Below are 21,421 nucleotides of genomic sequence, written 5' to 3'. Positions count from 1 at the left end.
GTCTGACGATTTTTGCTGGATCTCGGTGGCGCTCAGTAGCGCTTGGTGGATAGGTTGGCCCATTTGAAATCAATGGGTTGCGTAAAAAATACGGTCTGCTGAGCGTTCCTATTGTTCATCGAGATCCAGAAAATTCGGGGGTAGCGTTGGGGGTACTCGTGTTCAACCGTGGGGGTACATCTCCCCGCAGTGGAGTCCAACGATGCCCGAAAACCTACTCACCGACCTCAAGGTCAGGTCGGCCAAATCGACTGATCGAGATTGGAAACTATCAGACGGCGGGGGCCTGTTCCTGCTGGTCAAGTCCGCCGGCGGCAAGCTCTGGCGGTGGAAGTACCGCCTGCAAGGCAAGGAGAACCTCTTTGCCATTGGCGGCTTTCCTCAAGTAAGCCTCGCAGAGGCGCGTGCGGCCCGCGAGAAGGCGCGTGCCTTGGTCAAGCAAGGCATCCATCCTGCCCATGAGCGGCGGCAGGTCAAAGAGCGCAACCTGGAGGCGCTGGAGGAACGCAAGCGCGCAAAGGAAAGCTCGTTCGCCAAGGTGGCGCAGGCTTACCTGGCCGAGATCAAGCCAGTCTTTGCGCTCAGTTCCTACCGTACGAAAGAGTCCCGCATCAGGAAGTACCTGTCACCCAAGTTCGATGGGATGCCGATGAGCGCCATTGGCGTGAAGCAGATTCGCCCGCTGCTGGAGGAGTGCAAGTCTCACGGTGCGTGGGCGGCGATTCACGTCAAAGGTGATCTTTCAGCGATCTTTGAGTTTGCGGTGGTGAGGGGGCTGGTCGAGGCAAATCCAATTCCCAGCCTGCGCGGGCTGCTACGCGTGCCGTTCAGCGAGAGCAAGGCGGCGATGACGCGAGAGCAAATCCAGAGGTTCTATCAGGAGTTGCGCGGCTACCGGGGCTATCCGGAAACCTCGCTGTGCCTGCGGCTGATTGCGCTGACGGCCTGCCGCCCAGGGGAAGCGGCGGATGCCGAGTGGGACGAGTTCGACTTTGAGGATGCGCTGTGGCGTCGGCCTGCGGCGAAGATGAAAGCACGGCGCGACCATGTCAGCCCGTTGTCTATGCAGGCCATTGCCGTGCTGAAGGATTTGCAGTGCATCACGGGTGGTGGCCGCTATCTGTTCCCACACCGGAGCGGCAAGGGCTTCACTACGCCCAACCGACTCACCTACGCCATGCGTGACATGAATCTGGGGCGGGGCACGACGCCGCATTGCTGGCGGACGACCTTTTCAACCTGGGCCAATGAGAACGGATACCGGCCTGATGCGATCGAGCGACAGCTTGCCCACGTGGAGAGCAACAAGGTGCGGGCGACGTACAACAAGGCGTTGCTGCTGGATCAGAGAAGGGCTCTGCTACAGGACTGGGCGGATTATCTGGGTGCGGCGGAAGACAGTGGCGCGGCATAGGTAAGAGTTGGCCGGGTGTTGCAGAACGAATGGACGGGAGTGGCCTTTTCCTTTTCTAGATAGGGCCGTTGTCCCTTGAGTGCCGTTCCCTTGCCATTTGCCTTTGCCCAAGGCTGGGCGCGGAGAATGGGGTAAACAATGGGATAAACGGGGTAATTAGTACTTCATTACCCTTTTTAAGATTCATGTCACCCATTTCCTTCCTGGTCTGCCATGCCGGCCCCTCACGACCGATCCTGCGTTCAGGGAATGGGGTAGTCAGACACTTGTAATGAGGTATTTTTAGAGACAATGCCCCATTTAACGGCTATGATTACCCCGTTTAGATAGCCTGGGCTTACATTTCCATGCACTCGCTCACACCCGAGTATCTTGCCGCGCTGCGCTTCGACGGTACCCAGGCTGCCACGTTGCGCACATTGGGCGAGTACCAGGGCAAGCAGCAACTCTACGCCGCGCAGTCGCCCGAAGCCCTCAAGGGCTTGCGCCAGATCGCGGTGGTGGAGTCCACCGAGTCATCCAACCGACTAGAAGGTGTTGTCGTAGCGCCCTCGCGGCTGAAGTCTCTGGTCATCCGCAACGCAACGCCAAAGAGCCGCTCCGAACAGGAGATCGCCGGCTACCGTGATGCCCTGGCGCTGATCCACGAGTCCGCCACGCACATGCCCTTCAGCGAGGGTGTCGTGCTGCAATTACATACCCTGCTGTACCGCTATATGCCGCAGGCGGGCGGGCGCTGGAAGGCTACCAACAACGACATCATCGAGCGTCACCCAGACGGCACATCGCGTTTGCGTTTCCAGCCAGTTGCTGCGCACCTCACGCCCATGGCCATGGCCGATCTGACCGGGCGCTACGCCACCGCGCTGGATCAGCATCTGGCCGACCCGCTGGTTTTGGCGCCGCTGGCGATGCTCGACTTCCTGTGCATCCATCCGTTTCCGGACGGCAACGGCCGCATGTCCCGCTTGCTGACCTTGCTGCTGCTCTACCACTTCGACTATGCCGTGGGTCGCTACATCAGTTTGGAACGCATCTTCGAGGACACCAAGGAAGGCTATTACGAGACGCTGGAAGCCAGTTCGCAGGGATGGCACCAGGGGCAGCACGACGTCAAACCCTGGCTTGATTACTTCTGGGGTGCTTTGCTACGGGCCTACCGCGAGTTCGAGGAGCGTGTCGGCACCATCGAGCGTGGCCGCGGCAGCAAGGGCGACCGGGTGCGCGCGGAAGTCCTGGGGCGCACACTGCCATTCTCTATTTCCGAGATCGAAGAAGCCTGCCCAGGCGTGAGCCGGGACATGGTGCGGCTAGTGCTGCGGGCGATGAAATCGGAAGGGTTGATCGAATCAACGGGCAAGGGACGGGGGGCGAAATGGAAGCGCATTACGGCAGCCGGCCCTGATAGCACGATCAACGAAGATCAATAGAGGACGAGACGATGGATGTTTTCTCACTCAGAAGCCAGTTGATCGAGGACTATAGCCAGTTCGCGAGTTCTTTCACTTCCATTCGGGCGGAAGATATCCGCTCGGGCGTTCATGCGGCCTATGACGGCGGCCGTTACTGGCCGGAGCCGCTGATACAGATCAATCCGCGCTATCGCCAGGGACGGTCGACACAGCAGCTTGCCGGCACGAACGAATTGCTGGTGGCAACGGCCGCTCTGTTCCCCATCGATCTCTACACCCACCAGGAACAGGCGATCGCGTTCTCCACCCGGGGCGAGAGTTACGTGGTGACCACGGGAACCGGCTCGGGTAAATCGTTGTGCTTCTTCATCCCGATCGTAGATGCGGTGCTGCGCGCCAAAGCCCACGACAGCATGCCTAGAACGCGAGCCATCGTGATCTACCCAATGAACGCCCTGGCCAACAGTCAGCGCGAAGAACTGATCAAGTTCGTAGGCAACGATGGGCCGGTAACCTTCGCGCGCTATACCGGCCAGGAAAGCAAGGAGGAGCGGGATCGGATTCGGGATAACCCGCCGGACATTCTGCTGACCAACTTCATGATGTTGGAAATGCTCATGACTCGGCAGAACGAGACCGACAGCCGGGTGATCGCCAACTGCGCCGGCCTGCAGTTTTTGGTGCTGGATGAATTGCATACCTATCGCGGACGGCAAGGCGCCGACGTGGCCATGTTGGTGAGGCGCGTTCGAGAACGGCTGGCACCGGAGTACCTGCAGTGCATCGGCACGTCCGCCACGATGGCGTCGGGCGGCAGTCAGGAAGATCGCAACCAAAAAGTCGCTTCCGTTGCCTCCACGTTGTTCGCAACCCAGATATCGCCCTTCAATGTCGTCACCGAAGATCTGGAACGGGCTACAGAGCCATCCGAGACTGCCGACTCGGTCAGATCGCAACTGGGCGCCGCCATCGACGTGGGCGTTCCCGTGCATGCCGATGATGCTGCGTTGCGGAAACATCCTTTAGCTATCTGGGTGGAAACACGTCTTGGCATCACGCGCGAGCAGGGAGGGAAATGGGTTCGTGCCAATCCCCTGACCTTTGCCAAGGCCACCGAGCGCTTGGCCGAAGAGTCGGGAAGGGATGAAGTGATTGCGGGTGCCATGCTGCGCGCCATGCTGCTGCTGGCAGCCCAACCCGAAAAGAGTCGTCGTCCCGACGAACACGGCAGCGAAAAAGCCTTCTTCGCCTTTCGTCTCCACCAGTTCATCAGCGGTGCTGGCGTCGTGTTCACGACCCTCGATGCCCCGGGGACACGCCCCGTTGAGTTGGAGGGACAGCAGTTCCTGCCCGGAGATGAGCAAAAACGGTTGTACTCCACGCACTTCTGCCGGGATTGTGGGCAGGAGTACCACCCCGTCAGGATGCGTCGAGACGATGCCGGTTGGGAGGTGCTAGCCCGCGACATCGACGACATGCCAAAAATGCGGGACGACGACACGGACGCCTCCGAAGTTGAAGAGGATGCCATTGGCGAAAGGCTGGGCTTCCTGCTGCCCCTGAACGCCAACGATCCCATCGAATTTACCGGCAAGGTAGAGGACTATCCGGAGTCCTGGATAGAGATCACGCGACATGGTGAGGTGAGGTTCAAGCGCACCCATCAGCGCCTGGAGGCGGAACAACTCTCGATTCAAGCCAATGGCAGAGTCGGGCGTGGCCAGGAGGCCTGGTTCTTGCCCGGCAAGTTCCGTTACTGCTTGCGTTGCCGCACGGTGCATGGCGCCCAGGGCAAGGACAGCAATCGTCTTTCGGCACTGTCTGCGGAAGGGCGAAGCTCGGCGACGACGCTGCTGACCACCAGTGCGTTGCGCTGGATGCACGGCCAGCCATCCATTGGCTCGGACAAGCGAAAACTGCTCGGCTTCACCGACAACCGCCAGGATGCAGCGCTCCAGGCAGGCCATTTCAATGATTTCACCTTCGTCAGTCTGTTGCGCGGCGCCATCTATCGGGCGCTGGTACAAGCTGGCGCGGCGGGTTTGGGCGACAGTGGACTGGGCGCGGCAGTGCGAGCGGCCTTGGGCTTCGATCAGCCACTGAGCACGGCGGAAACCCCGGAAGAAAGCCACCGGGGTGAGTGGATGCAGGAACCGCAATCAGTCGGTCGGAACCTGGCCGATGCGGAGGAAGCCTTGCGCTTCGTGCTCGCGTACCGCGCCTGGTTCGATCAGCGTCGTGGTTGGCGCTACACCAATCCGAACCTGGAAGAACTGGGGTTGCTGGAGGCGGACTACTCCGGCCTGCAGGCATTCTGCAATGAGGCGGTGCGTTTCGACAAAGCGCCTGACCTGCTGCGAAACGCGACGTCACTGGCGCGTGAAAAGGCCTTCCGTTGCCTCTTCGACTACATGCGCAAAGGGCTGGCGGTGGATGCCGCCGCCCTCGATCCCAACCTGTTGCAGCAGCGTAAGGACGAAGCCTTGCGCTTGCTGCGCAACCCATGGGGCATCGGCCGGGAAGAGCGCCTGCTCGGTTGGCGCTGGCTGTTCCTTCAGCCTCCCAATGCGAATGCATTGCGCGGCAAGGATGAAGAACTGGTGCTGCGCGGCGGACTGCAGACGGCCCTGGGCAAGAGCCTGCGTAGCTCGACCATATGGGAGCAGCCGGCGGCGGCCAACCTGCGACGTGCCGACTATCAGACCTTGCTGAACGCCATGATCCGCGCCGCACAAGAGGGCGGATTCATTCGCAGGGATGAACACACTCTGTTCAACGTACCGGGCTTTCGTCTCAATGCCGGCCGGGTTCGATTCCATCTGGGCGATGCATCCGGCAGCCGGCCGAATGCGTTCTTCAAACAGCAATACCAAGCCATCGCCACGATGCTTGGGCAACGGGATCGTTTCCTGTTCGGGCTGGAGGCACGCGAACATACCGCTCAGGTCGATGGTGAACTGCGTGCGCTGCGCGAAAGCCGCTTTCGCTTCGGCAACAGCGAGCGGGAAGCATTGACCGACGGCGAACAGCACGATATCGCCCACAAGCAGGGCGAGCCCACGCGCTTCCTGCCCCTGATGTTCTGCTCACCGACCATGGAACTGGGCGTGGATATCTCGGCGCTGAATGCCGTGTACTTGCGGAACGTGCCACCCACGCCCGCCAACTATGTGCAGCGCGCCGGCCGTGCCGGACGCAGCGGTCAGGCGGCGCTGGTGGTGACCTACTGCGCCGCGCGCAGCCCGCATGACCAGTATTTCTTCCGTGACCCCACCGCCATGGTGCATGGCGTGGTTAAGGCGCCGCTGCTGGATCTGGCCAACCAGGATCTGATCCAGAGCCATCTACAGGCTGTCTGGCTGGCCGCCAGCCGCAAGGAGCTCGACAGCTCGATTTCCAACATCGTCGATCCCGGCGTACCGCAACTGCCCGTGCGAGCGCACATCGTCGAAGCCTTGGGTCAGGAAGGGGTGACGGCCGAAGCGACCCGCCAAGCCATCAACGTGCTGCACATGGTGGAGGAACACCTGACGCCTGAACGCGCTCCGTGGTTTACCGATTGCCAGGCCTATGCCCAGGCGGCCATTGCATCGGCACCAGAGGCCTTCCATCGTGCGTTTAATCGCTGGCGGGATCTATTCACGTCGGCGGAGCGGCAAAAGCGCCTGGCCAACGAAACCCTGAACAACTACGCCATCACCGATAAGCGCGAGCGCGACGATGCCAAGCGCCGTTGGCGGCAGGCCTCCGATCAGATCGAGCTGCTCCTGCACGGCCGCGACTCCTTCTCCAGCGATTTTTACACCTACCGCTATTTGGCCACCGAGGGCTTCCTCCCAGGCTACAACTTCCCGCGGCTGCCGCTGATGGCCTACGTGCCCGGTCGTGCCGATGTGCGGGGTGGCAATACCTTCCTGCAGCGCCCGCGCTTTCTGGCGCTTTCCGAGTTCGGACCGCGCAGCCTGGTCTATCACGAAGGCCGCGCCTACAGGGTGGTTCGCGCTCGCATTGCCTTGTCATCTGATGATCCCGGCAGTGCCGGTGGCACGCTTAGCACCCAGTCGGTGCGCATCTGCTCGAACTGCGGCGCCGCGCACTTCGAGTCCCATTGGAACGACTGCCACGCCTGCGACCAATCGCTGTTGGATGCGCTGAAGATCAACAGCCTGTATCGCATCGACAACGTCGATACTGAGCCCACCGAGCGCATCACCGCCAACGACGAGGAGCGCCAGCGCCAGGCCTTCGAGCTTCAGACCACCTTCCGCTGGGCGATCCGCAATCGCCGCATCGACGTGCGCACCGTGTTGGCCAGAGACAGCGAAGGCGAGATATGTACCCTGCGCTACGGTGCCGGTGCCACCATTACCCGCATCAACAAGGGATTGCGCCGGCGTCGGCAACCGAATGACTTCGGCTTCTTCATCAACTCCCGGACGGGGTGGTGGGAAGGAGAGGAGCGTCGTTCGGCCAACACCGCCAACGAAGGGGATCGCCTGCCACCGCAACGCGTTGTTCCCTATGTCCAGGATCACAAGAACGCCCTGCTGCTGCAACCTTGCGGCGCCTGGGATGAACAGACCTTCGTCACCCTGCAGCATGCGCTCAAGCGTGGCATTGAAGCAGCCTTCCAGCTAGAAGAGGCTGAGTTGCTGGCCGAGGCCTTGCCCGATCTTCGCCACCGCAATGGCGTGCTGTTCTATGAAGCGACCGAAGGCGGCGCAGGCGTGCTTACCCGGCTGGTCAACGATCCATTGGCGCTGCAACAGGCGGCGCGCTACGCGTTGCGCATCATGCACTACGATGTGCCGGTCGACGGTGGACAATGGCCGACGTTCGAGAGCCGCCAGGAACAGCCGGACACTCGCTGCGTCGCGGGGTGCTACCGTTGCCTGCTGTCCTATTACAACCAGCCCGATCACGAACTGATCGATCGCCGCGACGCAGAAGCGGTTCACATTCTCTGGCGCCTGGCACAGGTCGAATCCATGGCCCAGCAGCAAGAGGCCGAACCTTTACTGCCCCCTGAACCGGAAGCCTCGTCAGGCTGGGCAGGCCAGTGGCGACAGGCGGCGGCTACGCATCTGCCAGATGGTCAGCCCCCGGCAAGTGTGGATATCGAAGGTCTGACCTTGTTGCACTGGCCCGACCATTACGCCGCCATCGCCCTGCCCGATACCCCGCGCGACTTGCAGGCTGCCTGGGAAGACCGCGGCTATACCTTTATCCGTTTCCCTGCCGACACCGACGCCTGGCCGATGCTGTTCCAGCGCCTGAGTCGTCTGCTGGGACTATGAGAACCATCGAGATGTCCATTCCTCAATACACCCCGGGTTCGCTGATCCATGCGCGCGGGCGCGAATGGATCGTGCAGCCAGGCAGCGTTCCTCCGTTGTTGCGCTTGCGGCCCTTGTCCGGCACCGAAGAAGAGGGCGCACTGATCCACATCGATCTGGAACCTGGCATCGAATCCGCTCACTTCCCACCACCTGATCCCTCGCTGGAGGGCAGTCAGGGCGAAGCCATCCTGCTCTCCGATGCGCTGCGCATGGCCCTGCGTCGCGGTGCCGGCCCTTTCCGCAGCTTCGGCAACATCGCGGTGGAGCCGCGTACCTATCAACTGGTGCCGCTGTTGATGGCGTTGCGTCTTGATCCGGTGCGCTTGTTGATCGCCGACGACGTGGGGATCGGCAAGACCATCGAAGCCGCCCTGATCGCACGCGAACTGCAGGATCGCGGCGAGATCCAGCGTATGGCCATCTTGTGTCCGCCGCACCTTGTCGAACAGTGGGTGCGCGAACTCAACGACCGCTTTCACCTGCACGCGGTTGCTGTCACCGCGACCAGTGCGGCCCGATTGGAGCGAGGCATCCCGGTCGGTGAATCGCTGTTTCAGGTGCATCCGGTCACCGTCGTCAGTCTCGACTACATCAAGTCCGAGCGCCATCGTCACGACTTCATCCGCGCCTGCCCAGAATTCGTTATCGTCGACGAAGCCCACACCTGCGTCAGCGCTGGCCAGGGCCGGCAACTGCGCTTCGAGCTGCTGCGTGCGTTGGCAGCCAACGAAGCACGCCATCTGGTTCTGCTCACCGCCACTCCTCACAGCGGCGACCAGGACACGTTCTACAGCTTGCTGGGGCTGTTGAAGCCGGAGTTCGCTGCGTTGGCGACTGCCAGTGGCGATACCAAGGAACGGCTGCGCCATCAGTTGGCGCTGCATTTCGTGCAGCGGCGGCGCCCCGACATCGACGAATGGCAGGACGGTAGCATCTTCCCCCAGCGCGAAACGGCCGAGCTGACCTACCGCCTTGGGGGCCTGTGGGAGAACTTCTTTCAGGACGTGCTCGACTACTGCCGTGAAGTGGTGCAACGCGCCGGTGGGGACGAGCGGAGTCAGCGCCTCAGTTTCTGGGGCACGCTGGCGCTGATGCGCTGCGTCGCAAGTAGCCCGGCGGCGGCCGTACAGGCCCTGCGCACCCGCCTGCTGGCCGAGCAGGTGGAACAGGCGCCTGAAGAGATCCTCGGCCCGTTGTTCGATGGCACGGAAGATGCGCTGAGCGAAGACGATGTGGTGCCAGCCGCGGACATCGGCGATCCTGCCCTGCTCGACCTGTTGAACAAGGCCGAGACGCTGGCTGGCGAAGAGAGCGATCCAAAACTGCGCCTGCTCGGCAGCCATCTCAAACAGCTTATCGACGATGGCTTCAATCCCGTGGTGTTTTGCCGCTACATCGCCACCGCCCGCTACCTGCATGACCATCTGGCGGGCAGATTCCGAGGCGTCACCGTGGACGTGGTGACGGGTGAATTTCCGGCCGCAGAGCGGGAGCGCCGTGTCGATGCCCTGGGCGAAGCCGAGCGTCGCCTGCTGATCGCTACCGATTGCCTGTCCGAAGGCATCAACCTGCAGGAAAACCTCGATGCCGTGGTCCATTACGACCTGTCCTGGAATCCCACGCGTCATGAGCAGCGCGAAGGTCGGGTCGATCGCTTCGGTCAGACCAGCCCCAAGGTGCGCGCCACCCTGATCTATGGCGCCAATAACCCGGTGGATGGTGCCGTGCTGCAGGTCATCTTGCGCAAGGCGGAAAAGATCCGCCAGGAACTGGGCGTACCGGTGCCACTGCCCGACGACGACCATACCCTCACTCAGGCGCTGATGAAGGCTGTGATGCTGCGCAGCGAGCGCGCAGGTGGCCCACAACGCTCCTTTGATTTCGATCAGTACCCAGAAAGCCGGGCACTCGACGTTCGCTGGACCGACCTGGCCGAAAAAGCCAAGAAGAACCGCACCGTCTTTGCCCAGCGCCGCTTGCGGCCTGCTGACGTACTGCCGGAATGGGAGCGCATGCGTGCCGTGCTTGGCAGCAGCGATGACGTCAAGCGTTTTGCCACCCAAGCCATGGCGCGCCTGGGGGCAGGATTGTCGCTGCGCGCCCGCGGAGCTACCGCGCCCATCAGCGCCTTGCCTGCAGCATTGCGCGAGCGGCTGGCAGCCGAAGGCGTGGACGGCGATTTGCGCATCGACTTCAACCAGCCTCCGGCGTCGCGCTGCCGCTTCATCCATCGTAGCCATCCGCTAATCGCCACCCTGGCGGACGAACTGCTGGAGCGTTCCTTGATGGCGGAAACCCATGACGGCCAGCAACTGGCCACGTTGGGCCGGATCGGCGTCTGGCGCAGCCCGGCGGTGCAGAGTGTCACCTCGGTGCTTTTGCTTCGCCTGCGGCACCAGATCAGCACCACCCGGGAGGGCCGCAACCAGACCTTGCTGGTCGAAGAAGCCTTACCCGTGGCCTGGCAGGGCCGTACCGATCCGGTCGAGATCCAGGGCGATCAATTGCTCGCCTGGCTGGAGGCGCCAGCCCAAGGCAACCTGCCGGACGTGGTGCGTCAGCGCGAAATGCACAACCTGCTGGAGACGTTGCAGCAGCGCCAGGAGCAACTGGAACAGCTCGCCGATGACCAGGCCGAAAGACTGCTGGCAGATCACCGGCGCGTGCGCGAAGCCGCCGATGCCCGGGGCCGCTATGAAGTACGCGCGCTCAAGCCGGTGGACGTCATTGCCGCCTATGTCCTGATGCCTGGAGGTGCTGCATGAGCCGTCGCAAGGATGCCGTGCTGCAGTTCGATGCGATCGCCATCGAAGGCGGACTACTGCCGGCTGAGTGGCTGGCGAAGGTGGCCGCCCTGCAGGCTCCGCACCAGGCCCCCACGGACTATGGGGTGCCCAAGGGCCTGAATCTGCGCGACGAACTGGGACGCTACTGGCGTATCGCCGAAGCGCACTGGAACGATTTCGCCGCCACCCGCACGGGTGCAAGCGATGCCCAGGCATTGACACAACGCTTCGTCACTCAGTTGCTGCGCGAAGTGTTCGGCGTTACCGATATCGTTGCCGGTGTCGAGCCGCAAATCCTGGCTGAGCGCAGTTATCCACTCACGGCCACCGCTGGCAATGGACGGTTGCCGCTGGTGGTCGCTCCCTACGACCAGCGTCTGGAAGAGCGTGACCGCCGCTTGGGCGATGGCGGGCGCCAGCGCAGCGCCTTCGGCCTGTTGCAGGACTACCTCAATGCGGCCGACACCACCTTGTGGGGCATCGCGAGCAATGGCCAGTCGCTGCGGGTGGCCCGCGACAATGCCAGCCTGACCCGCCCCGCCTGGATCGAAGCCGATCTGGAACGCATCTTTACCGAGCAGCGCTTCGCCGACTTCTCACTGTTATGGCTGCTGATCCACGCCAGCCGCTTCGGCCAAGGCCACCAACTGCCGCAGCAATGCGCACTGGAAGCCTGGTACGCCGCTAGCCGCGAGCAGGGCACCCGTGCCCGTGAAAAACTGCGCATCGGTGTGGAGGATGCGCTCAAGACCCTGGGCCAAGGCTTTCTGTCCGAAGCCGGCAATGGCGCCTTGCGTCAGCGCCTGGCGAGCGGCGAACTCACGCCCGACGATTACTTCCAGCAACTACTGCGTCTGGTCTACCGGCTCATCTTCCTGCTGACCATCGAGGAGCGTGGTCTGCTGCACCCGGATCACGCGGACCCTGAAGCCATTCGCCTGTACCAAGACGGCTACAGCCTGCGTCGCCTGCGCGAACGCACCCGACGCCGTCGCACCTGGGATCGCCATACCGACCTCTGGCAGGCATTCAAACCAGTGTTTGCAGGGCTGGCCAGCGGTCAGCCCCTGTTGGCGCTGCCGGCACTGGGAGGCCTGTTCGCGACCGATCAATGCCCTGATCTGGATCACGCCGGTCTGGGCAACAATACCCTGCTGGCGGCGACTCACCGGCTGGCCTGGATACCTAACGGCGGTAGCCTCACCCGCATCAACTGGCGTGACATGGGGCCGGAAGAGCTGGGCAGCGTCTATGAAAGCCTGTTGGAACTGGTGCCCCAGGTCGCCCAGGATGGCCACGTATTCCGCTTTGCCAATGCCGAGCAAAGCCAGGGCAATGCCCGCAAGACCAGCGGCAGTTACTACACGCCCGATTCCCTGGTACAGGAGCTGTTGAATTCTGCGCTGGAACCGGTCATTCGCCAGCGCATAGCAGGTGCCAGCGACCCACAGGCCGCACTGCTGTCGATCACCGTTTGTGACCCGGCCTGCGGTAGCGGCCATTTCCTGCTTGCCGCCGCCAGGCGATTGGCCAATCACCTGGCGCAATTGCGCGCCCAGGGTACGCCCAGCGGCGACGACTACCGCCAGGCGTTGCGCGACGTCATCGGCCACTGCATCTACGGCGTGGATTTGAACCCGCTGGCGCTGGAATTGGCGCGCATGTCGCTGTGGCTGGAGGCCATGACACCCGACAAACCCCTGGGCTTCCTGGATCACCATCTGCAATGCGGCGATGCCCTGTTGGGCGTACTCGATCCCGCCATCCTCGACCGAGGCCTGCCGGATGCCGCCTTCACTCCCCTGAGCGGCGACGACAAGACTCTGGTCACCGCCCTGAAGAAACAGAACAAGCGGGAACGGGAGAGCTGGCAGCGCGCTCTGCAAAGCGGCGACCTGTTCCGCGAGGAGCAACTGGCCGCCCGCACTGGCGCGCTGGAACAACTGACCGATGACGATCTGGGCCAGGTAGCCGCCAAGCAGGCTCGCTGGCAGCAAGCCCGCGCTGCCGCCCGGCTGAGCCGCCTGGCACGGCTGGCCGACCTCTACTTGGGCGCTTTCCTGCAGCCTAAGGCAGAGGGTCAGCTACTGCCCAGTTCCCGCCACTTGTGGGCGGTGGCCCACAACGAAGCCGAGCCTACCCTCGACGAAGCGGAAACTGCTGCCCGCCATGCCTGCGCTCAAGCTCGGGTGCTGCACTGGTGGCTGGCCTTTCCTCATATCGCCGAGCAAGGCGGTTTCAGCGTGATGCTGGGTAATCCGCCGTGGGAGGTATCGCAGTTGGGTGAAGAGGAGTTCTTTGCAGCCCGAGCCCCCGAAATCGCATCACTGTCGGGTGAGCATAGAAAGCGTGCCATCGCGGCTCTGGAACAAGAACATCCCCGTTTGTGGCAGGACTATCAGGAGGAAAAGCGCCGCTTTGATGCGAGCAATCTTTTCTACCGCGCCAGCAGTCGCTACCCGCTGACAGCGGTTGGCAAAATCAATACCTATCGATTGTTTGCCGAGGCTTTTCTGCAAGGTACGGTGTCACATGGCAACGCAGGAATTATCGTGCCAACGGGTATTGCCACTGACGATACGGCCAAGGATTTTTTTGGCCATGTGGCAGGTTCGGGCAGGCTGGTCAACCTGTTTGACTTCGAGAACAGTGATGGGGTCTTCCCCGGTGTGCATCGCAGCTACAAGTTCTGCCTGCTGACCTTGGGCCAAGCAGAGATCGCGCGTTTCGTGTGCTTCGCCACTCAGGTCAGCCACTTGGCCGATACCCGCCGTCACTTCACCCTGACACCGCAGGAATTTGCGCTGATCAACCCCAATACTCGCACCTGTCCGGTCTTCCGCAGCCAACGCGACGCCGAGTTGACCAAAAAGCTCTATCGCCAGGCACCGGTACTGATTCGCGAGGCGGTCAAGAGTGCAGCAGGAGAAATCATCGAACCAGAAGCGAACCCTTGGGGACTTCGTTTCTCGCAGGGACTCTTCAACATGACCAGTGACAGCGCGCTGTTCATTGCTCCAGAGCCTCCGCTATTGCCCTTGTACGAAGCCAAGCTGATCCACCAATTCAATCACCGATGGGCGACGTTCATCCCGACTGCCGGCACCGCCTCCGCAGACTGGCCAAGCCGGGACTGCACCGGGGAAGAATATGTCGACCCCGCGTATACGCCGATAACACGCTATTGCGTAAACGAGAAGGAAGTGCTGGCGCAGATTGCCCGGGTGCCTCGCGCGATCAGCAAGGCTTGGTTGGCCGGCTACCAAGCCAGTTCCCCAGACGCACGACGCAACGCGGTGGATGCCTTGTGGCTGGCACTGGCACAGTGGATTGCCGGTGAGCTCTTTCGCCGTGACGCTGGTAACGCCGCACCTGACGGCAGCTATAGCGATGCGCGGAAACTGAATACTACACCGCTTGTCGAACGTTCCTTGGCGAGTGATTACCCCGCCTGCGCCGCTGCTCTGCGTGACAACAGAATTACTGGAAAAAAGGCCATCACCGAGTTTGCCAAATGGGCTCAGCAGGACAGAGACCACTCCCTGTCCGACGACGAACTCGCCATCTTGCAACGCTTCGCCGCACAAACTGCTAGTGAAGCCCGTGGCAGTGCCCTGTACACCGAACTCGATGAGTGGATGGACCACCGCAGTTCACGCTGGCTGATGGGGTGGCGGGATATCTGCCGTACCACGGACGAACGTACCGTTATCGCGTCGGTGATACCGAGAGCTGGGGTAGGGCACACCATGCCATTGTGGCTATCGCAAGAATCACCCAGAAAACAAGCGGCTTTGCTTGGATGTTTGAATTCGCTCGTCCTCGATTACGTTGCGCGGCAAAAAGTTGGGGGGACACACCTCACCTATGGCTACATCAAGCAGCTTCCTGTGTTGCCTCCCGATAGCTATACCGAAACCGATCTGGCCTTTATCGTCCCGCGGGTACTGGAACTGACCTATAGCGCCCACGACCTGGCCGGCTGGGCTGCCGACCTTGGCTATACCGATCCACCCTTCCCTTGGCACCCCGAACGCCGTGCTCATCTGCGTGCCGAACTCGATGCCTGCTACGCCAGACTCTACGGCCTGACCGAGGAAGAACTGCGCTACATTCTCGATCCGGCCGACGTGGCCGGCAAAGACTATCCCAGCGAGACTTTCCGTGTGCTCCGAAACAATGAGCTGCGGGATTTCGGGGCTTACAGGGAGACGTCAACCACGCCCCTTCGATTGGCCAGTGTCGATGGTGAAACCCGTCGCGATCATTTGCAGTACCGCACCCAGCATCTGGTGTTGGAAGCCTTCAAGCGAGGTTTCCAGGTAGAAGACGCATTGCCTGCTCAGGAGGAAGCCACGGTTCGGCAGGTCGTCGATCGAGCGGCCCTGCCCGATGGAATCTGGGCACGACCACAACAGAATGAAGTGGCGGAGACAGGGCTGGCCCTGGCCGCCTTGCTCAAGGCTGCAGGGGGGCCATGGCCAGTGCGCCAGGTACGCCTCGCCGCCGTCTTGGTGCTTGAGCCTAGGCTGATGATGCCTTTGCTGGATGCGCAGGATGCTTTGGATTGGCAACGCTTGATAGGCGAAGAAGCCAGGCCGCTTTCCGGAGCGGTGTTGAGCTTCATCCCACGTGCAAATCAGGCTTGGGGCAGGGCTGTGCGTTTTCTGCGAAGTAATGGCCACCTAGTTGAAGATCTGGGGGCGGGCACTTGGGCCAAAGGTGCCGAACTGGATGTGCCTGCCGCCGAATGGGCCGAAGGGCGCGCCCAGATGATTCTTGTTTTCTTGCAAGCCCGAGGGCAGGACTTCGATCGTGTCATTCGCGAGTTGCCTAACGAGATAGGGGGATGGATTGAAGCCACAGCCTGACATGTTCCAGCAACAGCTATGTCTCACCCCGTCGGCCCAGATGCATGAGCCACGCTTATGGGTGAAGCGGTTGGTGATATGGGAAAAACCTGGAGAGCCGCCCTTGCGGGATGTTCCATTACGTCCAGGTCTGAATATCATCTGGACGCCAGACGACAACGGCATCGGTCATGGCGGAGGCAAGACCTTGTTCTGCAGGCTGCTGCGCTATTGCCTGGGCGAGGACAAGTTCGCTCCCGAAGATCAGCGCAACGGAATCAGTTCGGCATTTCCCAACGGATGGGTTGGTATGGAAGTCATGCTGGATGGTGTCTGTTGGGCCGTCCTTCGACCCTTGGGCATCCGGCGGCGGCATTTCGCGGTACTGGATGGCAATCTCGATGAACTTGTTCTCAGCGAAATGCCGGCCACTGGCCTGTCTCCATTGCTCAACGCCATCGAAGAGAATCTGCTGACACCAAGCGTCAGAGATTTGATCGCTGGCAAGAAACAAGAGCATCAGGCCTGGCAGATTGCCTTGGCGCTGTTGAGCAGGGACCAGGAATGCAGATTCGACCATGTTCTTGAATGGCGATCCGCACTATCCGACTCGGAGTCGCCGGCGCGGGGGCTGAATCGAACCGAGAGGCTGGAGGCACTGCGAGCCCTGTTGAACGCCATCGACCCCTCCGAACAGACGCTCCGTGTCGACATCGCCGCGATGAGCGAGTTGAGCCGCAGCCAGGAGCAGGAAATAGGCCATCGTGCCTGGGAGATCCGCAAGCTAAGGAAGCAGCTTCTGGAAGTGCTTGGCGTTACGGACGATGAACTTGCGCAAGGCACCCTGGGTGTCGAAATCCTGCGTCGGGCGGCGCAGGAGCGGTTGGCAGTGCAAACCCAGTCCAGCGGGGCGGGCGCAACTCCGGATATTGATTCCGTGCGGCAGGCGCACGAAAACGCCCAAGCTGAGGTGGCAAGAATCCAGGCTGATATTGGAAGGCAAGAGGTTGTGATACCAGCCATCGAGCGTGCGATATCCGCGATCAAGGGCGAATATCCGGCATTGGTCTACTCGATCAAGGAAGCGGAGAATTATCCTTGTCCCATTTGCGAGGTACCCATTGACCGCGTTCTGGCGAGCCAATGCGGATTGTCACACAAGGTTCCAGATGTGGAGGCCTGCAAGGCCAGGCTGGAGAGCGGTAGCAAGGCACTGGAGGATGAACAGGATCGCCTCGAGTCTGCCCGATCCCTCCTGAATCAATTAAAGCCGGAGCTGGCGCTGGCGAAACAGGATGCAACGCGCAGGGAGCAGCATTACCAGAACCTGCTGAAGCTTCGCGAGCAGCGCGATGGGGCGTGGTATGCCGCGCGCAAGGCGGCGGACGATGTAGAGCGCCTGGCCTCGCTGCTCGAACAGCAGCAATCTGCCGAAGCCCGCCTAGACAGGCACCAAACCGAGATTGAGCAAGCGCGAGAGCGGATCGCGGCGCTGCAAAGTCAGAATGCGACCGCTTTCTCGAAGCTTGCCCAGAAGTTCGACCCGATCATTCGACGTTTGGTCGGACCTGAAGCCAGCGGCGAGATCCGATTGACCGGAAACGGGCTGAACCTGGTTGTCCAGATGGGCGGGGATCGTTCGACGTCGGCCATCGACTCGCTGAAAGTCGTGGCCTTCGATCTTGCGACCCTTTGCATGAGCATCGAAGGTGACACGAAACTGCCGGCTTTCCTGCTTCATGACAGTCCACGTGAAGCCGACCTGGGGCTCGCCCTGTACCACGGCCTGTTTCATCTTGTGCATGAACTGGAAGAGTTCGGCTCGGCCCCGCTGTTTCAGTACATCGTGACGACGACCACCCCACCGCCGCCGGCGTACGCACAGGCACCTTGGGTCGCCATACAACTGCGCGGCTCCCCTGCTTCTGATCGTCTCCTGAAACGAGATCTTTGAGGGGCAAACGTGATGTCACGTGAACTGAAACTGCCTACCCTTGTCGTCAAAGCCTTGACCGACAGCGGCTACGATTTGCTCTCCACAGCCGAAGACGGCTGGTTTCTGGCTGGAATCAGTGGAACCCCCATTCGGGTGGCAGTGCGTGTCTCCGGGCAGGGTGTCTTGCTTGCAGGGCCAGAACCCAGCGCGATGGAACGTATCGGTCTGATCCCCGCAATACAACAGCTACCACGCGGCATGGCCAGTGCAGGTCTGGCCGCAGATGCTGCTCAACTCTATGACGTGCTACGTGTTCTTCATTCCTTGCAAACGCATCCAGCTTCAGTCTTGTCGGCCAAGGTGGAAGCGCGACTGGCGGCAATCCCAGCGACGGAGCGCACCAACGAAGTACGCCAGCGCATAGGGCAAGATGTTTTTCGTGAAGCCCTAATGGAGCTGTGGGAAGGACGTTGCGCCCTCTCCGGCAGCGACTTGCCACTCTCTCTGCTGCGAGCCAGCCATGCCAAGCCTTGGTCGCTGGCTGACGATAACGAAAGGCTCGATCCGTTCAATGGTTTGCTATTGGCGGTCCACTACGACGCGTTGTTTGACCAAGGCCTAATTACTTTTGGCGATGACGGAAGCCTGTTAGTCTCATCATTACTGTCACAGGATGCGCGGAAGACATTGCATTTGGACGATTTCACGAGTTTGCGCTTCATCCTTCCGGGGCATATCGAGTACCTGAACTTCCACCGCAAAAATATTGCCAAGCAGTAATCGGCGTCCAATGCTGCCTATCTTCCGCAGTACACGCTGGTAATTTGTGGTCGATCGTGTCCTAACTCCCGACTGATGGTGCGTCTCGCATGGGTGTCGAGTTCGCGTTGTTCCGCCGACAGCGCATGGCGAGGTGGGCCTCCTGCTGCGGATGCTGCCCATCCCGTCAGCGCCTCGTACCGTACCTGTGCATAGCGATGCCGTAGCCCGTGCATGTTGCTCAATCCCGCCGCTTTACACTGACCATCGTAGACATGCCGCTGCTGGATGTAGCTTTTGTGTGCCGGGATCATTGATCCAGCGCCTGCCAGACGGTGCGCAGCCCGGAGCACTTCGTGCTGTTCGGGCGTTGTGATCGGTACGGTTCGTGCCCTTCCGCCTTTCGTCCATGACCCTTTGAGAGCGAGATGATCGCCCCGGTCTGCATAGCTGGGCTGGAACTTGATGGATTCTTCTCGGCGCAGGCCAAACGCGGCCTGCAGTTGCAGGCTCATGCGCACATGGACATCGGTGATCTGATCAAGTGCAGATCCCAGTTCGCGGGCCTTGCTGATGTTGGTCACATAACGGCGTTCAGCCACGCCAAGCTGTGCGTTGGCCATCGGAAGGACACCAGCCTTGCCGATCTTCTCGGCCCACCAGCGCAGGTGAGAGAGCCGATTCTTGATGGTGCCGGACGACAAGCCTTCGCCTTGCCAGCGTTCCAGCAGCGCCTGGGCGTGCTTGCCCTTGAGCGACGATGCCTTCATCTGCCGGAAACCGGCCTCGCGCAGTTGCCGCGCGGCCAGCGACAGCGAGCGCATCCGGTCGGCCTGCGTCGTGTAGCTGCCGTCACGGTTGCGCTGGCAAAGCTGCCGCAGGGTGTAGGTCAAGTCGTCCATCTTCCGCCTCCAAGCAAAGCGCCGTACTGCGTTGTCCTGAAATTCAGTGGTTAGTGTTGGTGCCAGCTCGCCAAGGCGAGATCCCGTGAGGGCAAGGGCATGGTGTTCAGGAGACACCAGAGCCTCGAATGAGGCGTCCGTCTTGCTCCCTGCTGGGAGCCCGGACGGAGGTACTACAAGACGAAAGTGATGTGAGCGTGGACGAGTCCTCCTATGAAGTGGGTGGGTTAAGAAACGCAGCCGAAGTCCTGCACGTTGCGCACAGGCAATTGCTGCAAAGGACAGTGCGCCAGACGGCGCGGTAGGGATGAGTTCAAACAGACGAAGAAGGCTCCGCCCTGGGTAGGGCCGGTATGCGGTCGGAGCCTGGGCATACCTGGGGTGGCTCCACCCTGTCGGGCCAGCGCTTGCAGGAACCTGCGCTGTTGGGGTTGCCGATGTATGAGGCCCATCGGTCTTGGCGACTGCCCGGTCAGTGTAGGGCGTCCATCATCATGTCTGCCGCACGCAATAGGATTCGGTATTCGCCCGCATTGTTGCTGGCGTGTGCGGGGCCGTCACTGCGGCTGGCAGTGACGGCCCATTTCGCGGCAGCATTTACGCAGGATGCGGCTGCCATCCCCGGGTCTGCATTGCCTGCGCTGCAATGTCCCCAGCGTTCGTTGAGGCGTTCAGCATCTTGCGGATATTGGCGATGTGCGCCAGGGCGGTTTCACGCGATGCCGGTCGCGCAGCCGGTTCTGGGCGGTGTTCGGTGCGTGGCACACCAGCAGGCCGATTTTCGGCAGGCCGTGGGGTAGCAGACGTCTCCTTACGACCTGCCCACAAGCGGAACTCGCCCGCAAAAACGCGCTTCACCAACGCGAAGAAGTAGGCTACGACATTGCGTACGGTGCCGCTCTGGCTGCGCGCTTGCAACTCGTCGAGTACTTCCTGGCGATGCTGCGGCGGCAGCCGCCGCAAGGCGGCCTGCACGTCCTTTTGCTGGTCTGCCTGGGCATTGCTCAGGCAAGGCGGCAAGCTCACCGACGGCGATGCCGAATGGCCGTCGTCTTCGCGCGCGCGGTACGTACGTTCTTTTTTATACATATACGTCTTATACGTACTGCCCTGCTCAGCCGTCATGTGGCGAGCGTGTCCGGTCTGTTGCGGAACAAGCGTGCTGCCAGCGGAATCGCCAGACAATGGCAGTGGGGTGGCTGCCTCGCTCGCCTGCGACGGCGGCGTAGGGGGCAAATTATCGTCATCGTGGCGCCGATCGTGGGTCGCAATGGAGGCAGCTTCAGGCGCGTGCGCCAGCGCTGCCTGGATGTGGACGGCCACCCGATCCACCTGGTTGTTTTCGTGGCCGATAGACGCTTGCAGAAGCGCGGGCAGACTGGCATCGAGCGCGCAGGCCTGCTGGAAGTGCAGGGCGCTTTCTTGAACCTGATACAGCTCGCTGAGCACATGGCCGGTCAGAGGATCGCGCTGCTGGCCCACCAGACTGATCCACCCCGTCAGCCGAAGCACGACGAGAACGCGCCGGGCCGTCTCGTACCCGGCCCGCTGCCCCAGCGGGGTAGAGGTGAGATAGCGACGCAACTGCCCCAGGTTTGCCAGCGGACTGATGCCCTCCGCAGAGCGCAGCATGCGCAGCACCTGCCAGCCATTGCGCTCCAGCGGCGTGAGGCGAGCATCGAGCATGAGCGAGGCGGGCGTGGTGAACAGGGCATCTTGCCCCAGCGGGTTGTGGCGGGTGTGATGGTCTGCCATGAGAGTTCTCCGAGGTCTGGGCCCCAGCGGCCCGTTCCCCTGCATCTCATCGCGTACCGTTCCAGGCGTCAGCCAACAATGCGGTCTGCGCCATACCCGTTTTATCCGGCAGGCGCAGCGCTGGCACCCGCATCCAGACTGATCTATCATCCCGATACCCCCTTTGGGGGTACAACTGGGGGTACTTCCAGCGATTCCCGCAAAGCCCGTGGCCCGATTTCCCCGCGAAACCTAGCGTTCACGGCCCTTTGCCGACCGATCAACGTCT

General features: G+C 61.6%; 9 protein-coding genes. 7 read left to right on the top strand and 2 right to left on the bottom strand.

Features of this window, described 5'->3' with window-relative positions; translation table 11 throughout:
• Positions 1 to 202 precede the first annotated feature (202 nt).
• The 7 genes from CEY09_RS31295 (at position 203) to CEY09_RS31265 (ending at position 18,517) form a co-directional block, all read left to right on the top strand.
• The gene (locus tag CEY09_RS31295; RefSeq protein ID WP_088591616.1) at positions 203 to 1,414 is read left to right on the top strand and encodes a tyrosine-type recombinase/integrase; all 1,212 of its coding nucleotides are present in this window, start codon (positions 203 to 205) and stop codon (positions 1,412 to 1,414) included.
• A 347-nt stretch (positions 1,415 to 1,761) separates the two neighbouring features.
• A complete protein-coding gene (locus tag CEY09_RS31290; protein WP_088591615.1) occupies positions 1,762 to 2,844 on the top strand; it encodes a Fic family protein in 1,083 nt (360 codons plus the stop codon).
• Between the two features lie 11 nt (positions 2,845 to 2,855).
• Positions 2,856 to 8,123, top strand: coding sequence for a DEAD/DEAH box helicase (locus tag CEY09_RS31285; protein ID WP_088591614.1), 5,268 nt, complete (start codon positions 2,856 to 2,858; stop codon positions 8,121 to 8,123).
• 11 nt (positions 8,124 to 8,134) lie between these two features.
• Positions 8,135 to 10,930 carry a helicase-related protein gene (locus CEY09_RS31280; RefSeq protein WP_039579677.1) on the top strand — a complete coding sequence of 932 codons (2,796 nt, stop codon included), beginning with the start codon at positions 8,135 to 8,137 and terminating at the stop codon, positions 10,928 to 10,930.
• Positions 10,927 to 15,822, top strand: a complete 4,896-nt coding sequence (locus CEY09_RS31275; RefSeq protein ID WP_088591613.1) for an Eco57I restriction-modification methylase domain-containing protein — start codon at positions 10,927 to 10,929, stop codon at positions 15,820 to 15,822. The genes CEY09_RS31280 and CEY09_RS31275 overlap by 4 nt, the downstream gene beginning before the upstream one ends.
• A 1-nt stretch (position 15,823) precedes the next feature.
• On the top strand, positions 15,824 to 17,755 hold the full coding sequence (locus CEY09_RS31270) for a chromosome segregation protein SMC (RefSeq protein WP_234818446.1): 1,932 nt from the start codon (positions 15,824 to 15,826) through the stop codon (positions 17,753 to 17,755).
• 12 nt (positions 17,756 to 17,767) lie between these two features.
• A complete protein-coding gene (locus CEY09_RS31265) occupies positions 17,768 to 18,517 on the top strand; it encodes an HNH endonuclease (RefSeq protein ID WP_088591612.1) in 750 nt (249 codons plus the stop codon).
• Between the two features lie 17 nt (positions 18,518 to 18,534).
• Here the strand turns inward: CEY09_RS31265 and CEY09_RS31260 are convergent, their stop codons facing one another.
• Complete coding sequence (locus tag CEY09_RS31260; RefSeq protein ID WP_088591611.1) at positions 18,535 to 19,398, bottom strand: phage integrase N-terminal domain-containing protein; 864 nt, start codon at positions 19,396 to 19,398, stop codon at positions 18,535 to 18,537.
• Between the two features lie 597 nt (positions 19,399 to 19,995).
• Entirely contained in the window at positions 19,996 to 21,153 is a 1,158-nt protein-coding gene (locus CEY09_RS31255; RefSeq protein WP_167390192.1) for an STY4528 family pathogenicity island replication protein, read from the bottom strand.
• Between the last annotated feature and the right edge of the window lie 268 nt (positions 21,154 to 21,421).

The organism is Achromobacter marplatensis, assembly GCF_002209535.1.
Lineage (GTDB): Bacteria > Pseudomonadota > Gammaproteobacteria > Burkholderiales > Burkholderiaceae_B > Achromobacter > Achromobacter marplatensis.
Note: the sequence above shows the minus strand (reverse complement) of the source record. Positions and strands in the feature narration are given on the sequence as shown.

What these genes read in the sequence shown, in the direction of transcription:
- CEY09_RS31295 (WP_088591616.1), top strand. Translation starts at nt 203, where the DNA reads ATGCCCGAAAACCTACTCACCGACCTCAAGGTCAGGTCGGCCAAATCG.
- CEY09_RS31290 (WP_088591615.1), top strand. Translation starts at nt 1,762, where the DNA reads ATGCACTCGCTCACACCCGAGTATCTTGCCGCGCTGCGCTTCGACGGT.
- CEY09_RS31285 (WP_088591614.1), top strand. Translation starts at nt 2,856, where the DNA reads ATGGATGTTTTCTCACTCAGAAGCCAGTTGATCGAGGACTATAGCCAG.
- CEY09_RS31280 (WP_039579677.1), top strand. Translation starts at nt 8,135, where the DNA reads ATGTCCATTCCTCAATACACCCCGGGTTCGCTGATCCATGCGCGCGGG.
- CEY09_RS31275 (WP_088591613.1), top strand. Translation starts at nt 10,927, where the DNA reads ATGAGCCGTCGCAAGGATGCCGTGCTGCAGTTCGATGCGATCGCCATC.
- CEY09_RS31270 (WP_234818446.1), top strand. Translation starts at nt 15,824, where the DNA reads ATGTTCCAGCAACAGCTATGTCTCACCCCGTCGGCCCAGATGCATGAG.
- CEY09_RS31265 (WP_088591612.1), top strand. Translation starts at nt 17,768, where the DNA reads ATGTCACGTGAACTGAAACTGCCTACCCTTGTCGTCAAAGCCTTGACC.
- CEY09_RS31260 (WP_088591611.1), bottom strand. Translation starts at nt 19,398, where the DNA reads ATGGACGACTTGACCTACACCCTGCGGCAGCTTTGCCAGCGCAACCGT.
- CEY09_RS31255 (WP_167390192.1), bottom strand. Translation starts at nt 21,153, where the DNA reads ATGGCAGACCATCACACCCGCCACAACCCGCTGGGGCAAGATGCCCTG.